Source organism: Pseudomonas massiliensis, from assembly GCF_000826105.1.
Classification (GTDB): Bacteria; Pseudomonadota; Gammaproteobacteria; order Pseudomonadales; family Pseudomonadaceae; genus Aquipseudomonas; species Aquipseudomonas massiliensis.
Map to the genome: position 1 here is coordinate 184,487 of NZ_CCYK01000005.1, position 12,442 is coordinate 196,928.

General features: G+C 62.3%; 11 protein-coding genes and 1 pseudogene. 4 read left to right on the top strand and 8 right to left on the bottom strand.

Going from position 1 to position 12,442, the window contains the following annotated elements; genetic code table 11:
* Window positions 1-34 precede the first annotated feature (34 nt).
* From BN1188_RS04270 to hutC, 4 genes are all read right to left on the bottom strand, one after another.
* On the bottom strand, window positions 35-1,495 hold the full coding sequence (locus BN1188_RS04270) for a purine-cytosine permease family protein (protein WP_040260114.1): 1,461 nt from the start codon (window positions 1,493-1,495) through the stop codon (window positions 35-37).
* Window positions 1,496-1,547: 52 nt separating this feature from the next.
* Window positions 1,548-3,209 (bottom strand): urocanate hydratase, encoded by a 1,662-nt coding sequence (hutU, locus tag BN1188_RS04275; protein WP_040260115.1) that lies wholly within the window; start codon window positions 3,207-3,209, stop codon window positions 1,548-1,550.
* Window positions 3,210-3,411: 202 nt separating this feature from the next.
* Window positions 3,412-3,966, bottom strand: a complete 555-nt coding sequence (locus BN1188_RS04280) for a HutD/Ves family protein (RefSeq protein ID WP_040260117.1) — start codon at window positions 3,964-3,966, stop codon at window positions 3,412-3,414.
* On the bottom strand, window positions 3,963-4,712 hold the full coding sequence (hutC, locus tag BN1188_RS04285) for a histidine utilization repressor (protein WP_040260118.1): 750 nt from the start codon (window positions 4,710-4,712) through the stop codon (window positions 3,963-3,965). The genes BN1188_RS04280 and hutC overlap by 4 nt, the downstream gene beginning before the upstream one ends.
* A gap of 102 nt (window positions 4,713-4,814) precedes the next feature.
* On the opposite strand from hutC, the gene BN1188_RS04290 reads away from it, so the two are divergent.
* A complete protein-coding gene (locus tag BN1188_RS04290; protein ID WP_040260120.1) occupies window positions 4,815-6,176 on the top strand; it encodes a formimidoylglutamate deiminase in 1,362 nt (453 codons plus the stop codon).
* Here the strand turns inward: BN1188_RS04290 and BN1188_RS04295 are convergent.
* Together BN1188_RS04295 and BN1188_RS04300 are read right to left on the bottom strand one after the other, a co-directional pair.
* A complete protein-coding gene (locus BN1188_RS04295) occupies window positions 6,173-6,751 on the bottom strand; it encodes a lipocalin family protein (protein ID WP_052469151.1) in 579 nt (192 codons plus the stop codon). The genes BN1188_RS04290 and BN1188_RS04295 overlap by 4 nt on opposite strands.
* A 62-nt stretch (window positions 6,752-6,813) precedes the next feature.
* Window positions 6,814-7,032, bottom strand: coding sequence for a hypothetical protein (locus BN1188_RS04300; protein ID WP_040260122.1), 219 nt, complete (start codon window positions 7,030-7,032; stop codon window positions 6,814-6,816).
* 243 nt (window positions 7,033-7,275) lie between these two features.
* Here BN1188_RS04300 and BN1188_RS04305 point away from each other — a divergent pair.
* Window positions 7,276-7,509: pseudogene (locus BN1188_RS04305) on the top strand (phage tail tube assembly chaperone); the annotation flags it as partial.
* Window positions 7,510-7,557: 48 nt separating this feature from the next.
* Here the strand turns inward: BN1188_RS04305 and BN1188_RS04310 are convergent.
* Together BN1188_RS04310 and BN1188_RS04315 are read right to left on the bottom strand one after the other, a co-directional pair.
* Entirely contained in the window at window positions 7,558-8,565 is a 1,008-nt protein-coding gene (locus BN1188_RS04310; RefSeq protein WP_040260124.1) for a class 1 fructose-bisphosphatase, read from the bottom strand.
* A 298-nt stretch (window positions 8,566-8,863) separates the two neighbouring features.
* Window positions 8,864-11,317 (bottom strand): glycogen/starch/alpha-glucan phosphorylase, encoded by a 2,454-nt coding sequence (locus tag BN1188_RS04315; protein ID WP_040260125.1) that lies wholly within the window; start codon window positions 11,315-11,317, stop codon window positions 8,864-8,866.
* A gap of 170 nt (window positions 11,318-11,487) precedes the next feature.
* On the opposite strand from BN1188_RS04315, the gene BN1188_RS04320 reads away from it, so the two are divergent.
* Window positions 11,488-11,892 carry a YkgJ family cysteine cluster protein gene (locus tag BN1188_RS04320; protein WP_040260532.1) on the top strand — a complete coding sequence of 135 codons (405 nt, stop codon included), beginning with the start codon at window positions 11,488-11,490 and terminating at the stop codon, window positions 11,890-11,892.
* Window positions 11,893-11,979: 87 nt separating this feature from the next.
* Window positions 11,980-12,429 (top strand): NfeD family protein, encoded by a 450-nt coding sequence (locus BN1188_RS04325; RefSeq protein ID WP_040260126.1) that lies wholly within the window; start codon window positions 11,980-11,982, stop codon window positions 12,427-12,429.
* Window positions 12,430-12,442: the final 13 nt, after the last annotated feature.

Sequence of the window (12,442 nt, forward strand, 5' to 3'; positions counted from 1 at the left end):
CCACAGCCTAGGACAACCTTTGGAACGCAGCGGCTCATACCGCCCTTGCCTGGCCAAATGAAGTGCCGGCTTCGAGCACTTCCTCCACCGGCAGGATCAATTGCGCCGGCACTGGCCGGGGCCACCGGCGCGCGGCCCAGTAGTACACCAACGCGGGCAGTATCAGGCCGATGATCCAGGAGATGTCCGTGTCGCCCAAAGGCTCTACCAGGGGGCCGGTATAAAAGTGCGTAGAGATGAAAGGCATCTGCGCCAGCACGCCCAGTACATAGGTCGCGATGCCTACGCCATTCCAGGCACCGTAACGCCCGTTGGGGTCGTTCAGGGCGGGCAGGTCGTAGCGCTCCTTGCTGATGCAGTAATAGTCCACCAGGTTGATGGCACTCCAGGGGGTAAAGAACGCCAGCAGGAACAGAATGAAGGCCGAGAAATCCTTGAGGAAAGCATCCTTGCCCAGCAGTGCCAGCGTAGTGGATACCGCCACCATGCCCAGGATGCACGCTAACCGTGTGCCGCTGCCGATGCGGCGTTGGCCGCCCAGCCCGGAGACGATGGTGGCCAGGGACATGAAGCTGCCGTAGGCGTTGAGAACGGTGATGGTGAGCTTGCCGAAGGCGATGCTGAAATAAAGCGCTGCGGCCACGGCGCCCGTGCCGCCCAGTCCCACGATGAAGGCCACTTCATGATGAGCGAAGCCCTTGCCCGCCAAGGCCGCCGCGAAGACGCCGAAGACCATGGCCGCCTGGGCCCCGATCACCGACCCCAAGCCTACCGCCCAGAAGGTCCCCGCGGCCGGTGTACTGCGTGGCAGGTAGCGTGAGTAGTCGGCCACATAAGGCCCGAAGGCGATCTGCCAGGAAGCGGACAGCGATACGGCCAAGAGGAAACTGCTCAGTGAAAAGTGCTGGTTGGCCAACAACGCGCTGATGTCATTGCCCGCCAGAAGCGCCTGGAACATATAGGCGAATGCCAGCACGCCGAGCACACTGGCCACGCGCCCTACCAGGTGAATCATCCGGTAGCCGAACAGGGTTAAGCAAACGATGACCGCGGCGAAGAGGCAGATGCCTTGCCAATCCGCGACGCCCGCCAATTGCGCCACCGCTTGCCCGGCCAGCACCGAGCCGCTGGCGGAAAAGCCAATGTACATCAGGCATACCAGCACCAACGGGATCACCGCCCCATAGACGCCGAACTGCACCCGACTGGAGATCATCTGCGGCAGGCCGAGGCGAGGACCCTGGGCGGCATGAAGAGCCATCACCGCACCCCCGAGCAGTTGCCCCAAGAGCAACCCGACCAATGACCAGACGACATCGCCGCCCAGCACGACCGCCAGCGCACCGGTAACAATGGCGGTGATCTGCAAGTTGGCGCTGAGCCAGAGCGTGAACTGGCTGCCCAGGCGGCCGTGTCGCTCTCGGTCCGGGATGTAGTCGATGGAGCGTCGTTCGATCAACGGTTTGCCTATAGCCTCACGCGCGTCTACCGCCATGCCAAGTCTCCGGTGCAAGAGGCCCCCAGCCCTTTGCCAGGGGCTTGGGGGGTCAGTCGATCATCGGCAGGTTCAGTCCCTGCTCGCGGGCGCACTCGATGGCGATCGGGTAGCCAGCGTCGGCATGGCGCATGACGCCAGTGGCCGGGTCGTTGTGCAGCACGCGCGCGATGCGCTCGGCGGCTTCGTCGGTGCCGTCGCATACGATCACCATGCCCGAATGCTGGGAGAAGCCCATGCCCACGCCGCCGCCATGGTGCAACGAAACCCAGGTGGCACCGCTGGCCGTGTTCAACAGCGCATTGAGCAAGGGCCAATCGGACACAGCGTCCGAACCGTCGCGCATGGCTTCGGTTTCCCGGTTGGGGCTGGCCACGGAGCCGGAATCCAGATGGTCCCGGCCGATGACCACGGGCGCGGACAGTTCACCGCTGCGTACCATTTCATTGAAGGCCAGGCCTAGCTTGGCCCGCTGGCCCAGGCCAACCCAGCAAATCCGCGCGGGCAGCCCTTGGAAACTGATGCGCTCACGCGCCATGTCTAGCCAATTGTGCAGGTGGGCGTCGTCGGGAATCAGCGCCTTGACCTTGGCATCGGTCTTGTAGATGTCCTCCGGGTCGCCCGAGAGCGCGGCCCAGCGGAACGGCCCTACCCCACGGCAGAACAGCGGACGGATATAGGCCGGGACGAAGCCGGGGAAGTCGAAGGCGTTCGCAACCCCCTCTTCCTTGGCCATCTGGCGAATGTTGTTGCCATAGTCGAAGGTCGGCACGCCCATCTGCTGGAAGGCCAGCATGGCCTGGACATGTTCGGCCATGGACTGGCGGGCAGCCTTGACCACCACTGCCGGCTCCTGCTGGGCGCGGCGGCGGTATTCTTCCCAGCTCCAACCCTTGGGCAAGTAGCCGTTGAGGGGGTCGTGGGCGCTGGTCTGGTCGGTGACCATATCTGGCCGCACGCCGCGGCGAACCAGCTCCGGCAAAATCTCCGCGGCGTTTCCACAGAGGGCTACGGACACCGCCTTGCCTTCGCCCGTATAGCGCTCGATGCGCGCCAAGGCATCGTCCAGGTCATCGGCCTGCTCATCGACGTAGCGGGTCTTGAGCCGGAAGTCGATGCGGCTTTGCTGGCATTCGACGTTCAGTGAACAGGCACCCGCAAGGGTTGCGGCCAAGGGTTGGGCCCCCCCCATGCCGCCCAGGCCAGCGGTAAGCACCCATTTGCCGGTCAGGTTGCCGTTGTAGTGCTGGCGCCCGGCTTCGACGAAGGTTTCATAGGTCCCCTGAACAATGCCCTGGCTGCCAATGTAGATCCAGCTGCCAGCCGTCATCTGGCCGTACATGGCCAGGCCCTTGGCATCCAGCTCGTTGAAGTGCTCCCAGTTCGCCCAGTGGGGCACCAGGTTGGAGTTGGCGATCAATACCCGGGGCGCATTCGCGTGAGTCTTGAACACGCCCACCGGCTTGCCCGATTGCACCAACAGGGTTTCATCGGCTTCCAGCCTGGTCAGGCTTTCAACGATGCGGTCGTAGCATTCCCAGTTGCGCGCGGCTCGGCCGATACCGCCATACACCACCAGTTCGTTGGGGTTTTCCGCAACCTCGGGGTCCAGGTTGTTCATCAGCATGCGCAGCGGCGCTTCGGTGAGCCAGCTCTTGGCGGTCAGTTGTGTGCCACGGGGAGCGCGAATCTGTACGTCACGGAACAGGGTCATGGGCAGAGGTCCTCAAGGATGGCGGGCTGTTTCGTCCGCACACATATTTACTTGTATGTACAAGCATATGCAATCGAGGGGCCAGAGTTCGTTTTCCTGTATTCAGGGCAGAGCACTGGTAGTCAACCAGGAAAAACGCGCCACCAGGGCGCAATCGATAAGGATCGCGCCCTTGAACGGCGCACATCAAAGAAAGGAGGGTTCAGCGTGGGAGTAGCTCAATCAGGGCGCAATGTCCGCTGAATCGAACCTGTGCATGATCGAGGAGCAGGCAGTCATGGCGAGCCAGGATCAGCGTGTTACCGTTGGTTTCAACCTGCACGTCGGCCTCGGCCGCGAAAAGCACGCGGGTGCTTGCGGACTCGGCCAGGTTTTCAAAAGCCGCTGGATTGAGCCAGCGAAGCTGGGCCTGGTAGCGTTCAGGCGCGTAGATCAGGTTGAAATCCCGGACAGGCCCATCGATCAGGCTGCAGGTCACCTGGCTGGCACCAGAGAACGCGAATGGCTGATAGGCGCGTAAAGGCCCGCTGGACACCGTATCCACTTCCAGCACCATACCCGCCCCTTCGAGGACAGTGATCACTCGCTCATAACCTGCGAAGGTGGAGAAAGGCCCGCCCTCGGCGATGTCCGCGATGGAAAGGCGCCAGCCGAAGCCATCCAGGCCGGTGCCTTGGTCTCGACATACCTCCAACGTGCTGCCACCGCCGTTCTTCCAGGGAGTGCGTAGGTAATCAGCGGCCTTTAGATGCCTCATTTGCTAAAGCGCCCTTCCAGCCGATGCCGCGACCCCGGATGGATCAAGCGCGCCGCGGTGACGGCCTCCCGACCCGACCAGGTGCGTCGGCGAATCAGCAGGCACGGCTCGCTGGGGTCGATCTGCAACCACTGGCAGGCCTGTTTGTCGGCGAGAATGGCTTCCACCACGTGCTCGCCCTCGGTCAAGGGCGCGACGCGGTCGAGGTAGGCATAGGGCGTTTCCTTGGAAAAATCTTGCTTGAAATAGTCCGGCGCGACCTGGGCATTGACGTAGCGATCCTCGATCTGCACAGGAACATCGTCCTCGTAATGCACAATGATCGAATGGAAAATGCGCTGGCCTTCGCGCACATCCAATGCCACGGCGCGGGTGGCGCCAGCGGTTTCTTCCTCCAGCTTGATCACCTGGCAGCGGTGCCGGTGCCCCCGCGCGGCGATTTCATCGGCAATGTTATGTACTTCGAACAGTGCGGACTGCGTCTTGGGCTCAGCCACGAAGGTGCCTACGCCCTGCATGCGCACCAGCAAACCTTCGGCGGTCAACTCGCGCAGGGCGCGATTGATCGTCATGCGACTGAACCCCAGTTCGTTGACCAGTTCGCTTTCCGAAGGCACTCGATAATGGGGCGGCCAGCTGCCATTCTGGATTTGCAGGGCAATCATCTGCTTGACCCGCGCATAGAGCGGCGCGGGGCTTTCGCCCAGTTGGTCGGCCAGGGAAGAAGCAACGGGCGGCGTCGGCACGGAAGTTTCCTGCATGAAAGGGTGAGGTATAGCTTGCCGGAGTTTACCCAGCACGCAAACAGCTGTATATGTATATACAACTTTGATTCTGGAAGATTCCTCATGCCGGCTTATCTAGCGGAACGCGCCCTGCTGCCCGACGGTTGGGCAAAGCAGGTACGTCTTGAAGTCGATTCACTGGGCAACCTTGTTCAGGTACAGCCAGATGCCACCGGCGAAGGCGCGCAAGTGCTGGAGGGGGCCGTGCTCCCGGGCATGCCTAATCTGCATTCCCATGCCTTCCAGCGCGCCATGGCTGGACTGGCGGAAGTGGCCGGCAATCCCAACGACAGCTTCTGGACCTGGCGGGAACTGATGTACCGGCTGGTCGGCAAGATCACGCCGGAGCAGTTGGAAACCATCGCCCGCCAGCTGTATATCGAAATGCTCAAGGCAGGCTATACCTCGGTGGCAGAATTCCATTACCTGCATCATGCCCCGGATGGCTCGCCCTACGCCGACTCCAGCACACTGGCCATGGGTATCAGCCGCGCCGCCGCCAGCGCGGGGATAGGCCTTACCCTGCTTCCAGTGCTCTACAGCCATGGTGGCTTTGGCGGCCAGGCCACCGCGCCTGGCCAGAAACGGTTCATTCACAGCACCGACAGCTACCTTGAGCTGCAGCAGCGTCTGGCCACCCAGCTGCAGGGGCAGCCCCTGCAGCGCCTTGGCCTGTGCTTCCACTCCCTGCGCGCGGTGACACCCGAGCAGATCGACACCGTGCTGGCCGAGAGCGACGCGACTGCGCCTGTCCATATCCATATCGCCGAGCAGCAAAAGGAAGTGGACGATTGCCTGGCCTGGAGTGGCGCCCGCCCGTTGCAGTGGCTGTTCGACCACGTACCTGTGGATAAGCGCTGGTGCCTGGTCCACGCCACCCATGCCGACCCCAGCGAACTAGGTCGCATGGCCAGCAGCGGCGCCGTGGCCGGCTTGTGCCTGACGACAGAGGCGAACCTGGGTGATGGGATTTTCCCAGCCGTGGACTATTTCGCGGCCCGAGGCCATTGGGGTATCGGCTCGGACAGTCACGTATCCCTTAGTGTGGTGGAAGAGTTGCGCTGGCTGGAATACGGCCAGCGCCTGCGCTACCAACGACGCAACCGCCTGCATGGCCCGCGCCCGCAAATAGCCGATACGCTCTACCAAGGTGCTCTGAGAGGCGGTGCTCAGGCGTTGGGCCAGGCAGTGGGCCGGCTCGAAGTGGGCGCGCGCGCTGACTGGCTGCGGCTGGACGCGAACGATCCCTACTTGGCGACTGCCAGCGATGACGCCCTACTGGGACGCTGGTTGTTCGCTGGCGGGGATCGTCAGGTGCGTGACGTCATGGTAAGCGGCCGCTGGGTGATCCGCGACGGGCATCACCCGGATGAGGCCAGCAGCGCCGCGGCCTTCGCCCAGACGCTGCGGACCTTGCTGGGTTAGTCCGGCGCGCGCCAGATCAGGCGCGAGGTGTCGAAGCCCTGCTGACGTGCCCTGGCCAGCATTCGCTGCTTCACCTCCTCGCTGACGGTGGGGGTACGCGACAGCAGCCAGAGGTATTTGCGGTCCGGCGCGCCGACCACGACCTGCTTGTAGTCGCTGTCCAGGTCGATGATCCAGTAGTTGCCCTTGGCCAAGCCGGGGGCCAGGCGGGAAAACCAGTTATCGAAGACCACCCAGAGCTTGTCGGATTGCCCAGGCACTTGCTGGGTAGCGGTGCCGCTGGCTTCTTCCCATTCGCCATCGGCGGTCTTGCATCGATTGAGCACCGCTACGCTGCCGTCCGGCTTGAGGGCGTAATGAGCTTCGGACTGCGTGCAATTACGTTGGAAGAACATGGGCAGCCGTGCCAGCTCATACCAGGTGCCCTGGTAACGCTTGAGGTCAACCTTTCCTACTGTCTTGGGTGCCACTTCCCCGGTACCCGCGTTGCTGCAGGCCGCCAGCAGGCCTGCGCATACCGCGCCCACGGCCACGGCGATCGCCAGCCGCCGGGTGTTTTTCCTGAATATCGCCATGCTCTGCTACTCCCTTGGGTCTGTGCACGGTCACAACGCCCGGGCGCCTGACCACGCCATGCTTACTCCAGTTCTTCCGAGGGCTCCAATGCCTGCACCTTGCGCTCCAGAGCCAGGCGCAAGTCCGGGTCGATGACGCCCGTATCGGAAAGCGCTGCCATGTAGCCCAGCGCCATGCCCGTCATCAGCACGGTTTCGGGCCCTTTGTTCGCCCGGGTAATGGCCGCCAGGCGGCGGTCGATGGCGCGCCCGATCTTCTCGGGCAAATCCTGTTCAGTCATGAAGCATCCTGTCGTTGGCCAGCGGATCGCGGTTGGACGGCGTTGCAAGGTGACTGGTTCCTCGACGCATGCCGCTTGTGGATATCGACAAGACGGCAGTTTCGGATATCCGCCATCTTGCCGCTGAAGTTTTCGGCGGCGCGGCGCAAAGCATGCTCAAAGGTCACCGAACGGGTGGTGCAGAACCTCCAACGCCTCCATGGTCAATTCCGACCAGCAGGCCAGCCGCACCAGGTGGGGGATCGCCTGAACAGCGTGACCCAGCGGATTGGTGAAATCGATGGCATGAACCAGTCCGTAGCCACCGCTACCGAGGAGCAGACGGCCGTGGTCGAGGCGATCAACCAGGACATCAGCGAAATCAACACGCTGAACCAGGAAGGCGTGGACAACCTGCAATCGACGCTACGAGCGTGCTCGGAGCTGGAGAGTCAGGTGAGCCGGCTCAAGCAATTGGTGGGGAGTTTCCGTATCTGACAAGCGAGGCGCCCTGCATCCAAAGGCGGGGCGCCCGGCCTGGGTGGGTTACTGGTGGTAACCGGTCACGCGCTCGACTTCTTCCTTCGAGCCCAGGAACACCGCCACCCGCTGGTGCAAGCCTTCGGGCTGGATGTCCAGGATGCGCTGCTGGCCATCGGTGGACGCGCCGCCGGCCTGCTCGATCAGGAAGGACATGGGGTTGGCTTCGTACATCAGGCGCAGCTTGCCCGGCTTGGACGGCTCACGGGCATCGCGTGGGTACATGAAGATACCGCCACGGGTCAGGATGCGATGCACATCGGCCACCATGGAGGCGATCCAGCGCATGTTGTAGTTCTTGCCCAGGGGGCCTTCCTTGCCGGCCAGCAGTTCGTCCACGTAGCGCTTGACCGGGGCCTCCCAGTGGCGCTGGTTGGACATGTTGATGGCGAACTCGGCCGTGCTCTGGGGCACCTGGATGTTCTCGTGGGTAAGCACGAAGCTGCCCAGCTCGCGGTCCAGGGTGAAGCCGATCACCCCGTTGCCCAGGGTGAGCACCAGCATGGTCTGCGGACCATAGATCGCATAGCCGGCCGCAACCTGCTTGGTGCCTGGCTGCAGGAAGGCCTGCTCACTGAGGGAGTCGTTCTGGCTGAGGTATTGGTCAGGACAGCGCAGCACCGAGAAGATGGTGCCTACGGAGACGTTGACGTCGATGTTGGAGGAGCCATCCAGTGGGTCGAAGACCAACAGGTAAGCGCCCTTGGGGTACTTGCCCGGAATCTGGTAGGCGTTGTCCATTTCCTCGGAAGCCATGCCGGCCAGGTGGCCGCCCCACTCGTTGGCTTCCAGCAGGATTTCGTTGGAAAGCACGTCCAGCTTCTTCTGAACTTCGCCTTGTACGTTTTCGGTTCCCATGCTGCCCAGAACGCCACCAAGGGCGCCTTTCTGCACCTGGTGAGCAATGGCCTTGCACGCACGGGCGACAACCTCGATAAGGAAGCGCAGGTCGGCAGGGGTGTTGTTGCTGCGCGTCTGCTCGATCAGGTAGCGACTCAGGGTAACGGGCGACATGGAAAAGCTCCGGGTCCAGGGAGGGGGGTCAAAACCCGCGCAGTTTACAGGGCGAATGCAAACCAGAGCTATGTACGGAATATAACTACGTCCGTATCGGCCCCGCTCGCCACCGGCGCGACTGCCCTCAGACCCCAGGCGTGACAGCGAGTTCAGTTCCCGAAGCAGGTATGACGTGATGGCAAGAATGCCTGTAGGAAGCAGCGAAGCTGCCGAATATTCGGATGTAAGAACATTCGGCAGCTTCGCTGCTTCCTACAGGTGCAGGCATGGAAAGGAGGCGATAGCCCCCCTGCCCCTACAATGCTTTCCAGATCTCCGTGGCGTATTCCCGGATAGTACGGTCCGAGGAGAACCAGCCCATGCGGGCGGTGTTGAGGATCGCCGAGCGCCACCATTGTTTAGGATGGCGCCACATTTCTTCGACCTTCATCTGCGCGGCCCAGTAGGACTCGAAGTCTGCGCACACCAGGAAATGGTCATAGCTCTGCAGCCCGTCTATCAGGCCGGTATAGCGAGACGGGTCGTCGGGCGAGAACACCCCACCGCGAATGGCTTGCAGCACATCGTTCAGACGATGCGAACTGGCTACTTCAGGGTACGCGCTGTAGTCCCCGCCGTGCTTGCGAGCTTCCACCTCGTCGGCCTTGAGGCCGAAGATAAACATGTGCTCCTCGCCCACATGATCGCGCATTTCCACGTTCGCGCCATCGAGCGTACCGATGGTCAGGGCGCCATTGAGGCCGAACTTCATGTTGCTGGTGCCCGAAGCCTCGTAGCCGGCGGTGGAAATCTGCTCGGAAAGGTCAGCCGCCGGAATGATGCTCTCGGCCAGGCTCACATTGTAGTTGGGCAGGAACGCGACCTTGAGCAAGCCGCGCACGGTCGGGTCATTGTTGACGGTGCGCGCGATATCGTTGGCCAGCTTGATGATCAGCTTGGCCTGGTGATAACTGGCCGCCGCCTTGCCCGCGAAGATCTTCACCCGCGGCACCCAGGGCTTTTCAGGCGTCGCGCGGATGGCCTGGTACAGCGCCACGGTATGTAGCAGGTTGAGCAGCTGACGCTTGTACTCGTGGATGCGCTTGACCTGAATGTCGAACAGGGCTTTAGGGTCCACTGAAACGCCCAAACGGTCCTGGATGATACGTGCCAGGGCTTCCTTGCTATGGAGGCGCTGCTCTGCAAAGCGACGCTGGAAGGCTGCATCGTCGGCGAAGGCCTCCAGGCCCTTGAGCATGGTTTCAGGCTTATCGAGCACTTCTGCCCCCAGCTTGTCCACCAGCATGGACGTGAGCTTGGGGTTGGACTGGAACAACCAGCGGCGGAAGGTAATGCCGTTGGTCTTGTTGTTGATACGGTCCGGGTAAAGCTTGTTCAGGTCCGAGAACACGGTGCTGCGCATGAGATCGGTGTGCAACGCGGATACGCCATTGACGCTGTGCGAGCCCAGGAAGGCCAGGTTGCCCATGCGCACCCGCCGACCATGGCCTTCTTCGATCAGGGAAATCGTCCGCAACAGGTCGATATCATGCAGGCCTTTCTCGCGCAGCCCATCGATGTGCTGGGCGTTGATCAGGTAGATGATCTGCATGTGCCGTGGCAGCATCCGCTCCATCAGGCCCACGGGCCAGGTTTCCAGGGCCTCCGGCAAGAGCGTGTGGTTGGTGTAGGACAGGGTTTCGACAGTGACTTTCCAGGCTTCGTCCCAGGGAAGCTGGTGAATGTCCACCAGCAGGCGCATCAGCTCGGCCACGGCGATGGACGGATGGGTGTCGTTCATCTGGATCGAGGCATGCTGGCCCAGGGTGCTGACCTGCTCGTGCATGTTGATATGCCGGCGCAGCAAGTCTTGCAGCGAGGCGGAAACGAAGAAGTATTCCTGACGCAGCCGCAGTTCCTGCCCGGCCTCGGTGCTGTCGGCCGGGTACAGCACACGGGAGATGCTCTCCGCGCGGGCCACGTCCGCTACTGCGCCCAAGTGGTCACCGGCGTTGAAACGCTCCAGATGCAGGTCTTCCATGGCCCGGGCGCGCCACAGTCGCAGGGTGTTCACGCTCGCCCCACGCCAGCCTACCACCGGGGTATCGTAGGCCACCGCCCGCACGGTTTCAGCGGGTCGCCACACCTGGCGCGCGCTGCCATCGCTTTCCACGGTAGCTTCGACGTGACCGCCAAAGCTGATCGGATAAATGACTTCCGGGCGTTCGAATTCCCAAGGGTTGCCGAAATCCAGCCAGTTCTCGGTTTGCTCCTGCTGCCAGCCGTCGATGATGGCTTGGCGGAAAAGCCCGTGCTCATAGCGAATGCCGTAGCCATGCGCAGCGACACCCAGGGTAGACATGCTTTCCATGAAGCAGGCCGCCAGCCGGCCCAGGCCTCCGTTACCCAGGGCAGCATCCGGCTCGAGCAAGCGGATCTTTTCCAGGTCAACGCCAAGGCCGTCCAGGGCTTCCCGAGCGACGTCAAGGATGCCCATGTTGCTCAGGCTGTCGACCAGCAGGCGGCCGATCAGAAATTCGAGAGAAAGGTAATAGACCCGTTTCTGCTGGCTTCGGTAGATCTGCCGGGTGTGGCCCATCCAGTGATCGACCATGTGATCCCGGGCAGCCAGCGCGATGGCTTCGAACCAGTCATGGTCGAACGCATGCTCTGGGTCTTTGCCAACCGCGTAGGTCAGTTTAGCGAGTACAGCGGCACGAAATTCGTCCACATCGACTTTGACTTTTCGGGTGAGCGGTTCCTGAGACATTTGCAGCCCTCAATGGCGTAAAGATTTCTGCACAAGTGCTATGAGCCTAGACGGTTCGACAGAGGGTGGTAGGGCTGGTTCGAGAAAGAACAGCGAGAAAAGGCATGAACGGCCATTGCTTCGGTGCCGGGGACGGGTATGATCGCGCGCCCGACTCCAGATACACCACCATGAAACCGACCCTGATCGCCGCCGCCGAGCTCGACCGCCTGGAAACCTGGCAGAAGTACGCCAGCCACATGTGCGGCGGCTGCAATTCCAGTTGCTGCACCCTGCCGGTGGAGGTGCGCATCAAGGACCTGATTCGCATCGGTGTAGTGGACGAGTTCGAAAAGGACGAGCCCGCGAAGAACGTCGCCAAGCGCTTGCAGAAGGAGGGCATCGTCGAGCGCTTCAACCAGAAGAGCGGGATCTTCACCCTGGCGCGCATGAGCAATGACGACTGCCTGTACCTGGATCGCAAGAGCCGCCTGTGCACCATCTACGACAAGCGCCCGGACACCTGTCGCAACCATCCCCGGATCGGCCCGCGCCCAGGCTACTGTGCCTACAAGCCCAAACCTCTTGGCCGCTGATCCGCTAATACCCTGAAATCCGTCAACCCTACCCAAAACGATGGGAAGGCTTCACTATGAGGCTCTCTTTGGGTTGTGAGCACTGGCATGGACATTCAGTGGTGGTATTGGGCAGTAGGCGGGACGGTGCTGGTTCTGCTCGAGCTGCTGGTCGCTTCGTTTTTCATCCTGTGGTTCGGGATCGCCGCGCTCCTCGTGGCCGCGCTGGTCTGGACGCTGCCTGGCCTCGGCCTTGGTCCGCAGTTGCTGGCCTGGGGGGCGGCATCGGTGCTGCTCACCCTGCTGTGGTTCAAGGTCCTGCGCGCCAACGTCCAGGGCGGCCCGCAATGGTCCGCTGCCGACGCCCTGGGCGAGGTAGGCCTGCTGACCAGCGAGGTCACCCCATTCCAGCGCGGCAAGGTCCGCTTCCAGAAACCCCTGCTGGGCGCCGAGGAATGGCCATGTGTCGCCGATACCCGCATCGAGGCCGGTGACCGGGTGCGGGTAACGGCGGTGGAAGGCAACCTGGTACGCGTCGGCCCCGCCTCTTCAAGTTGATATTCGTCTACGG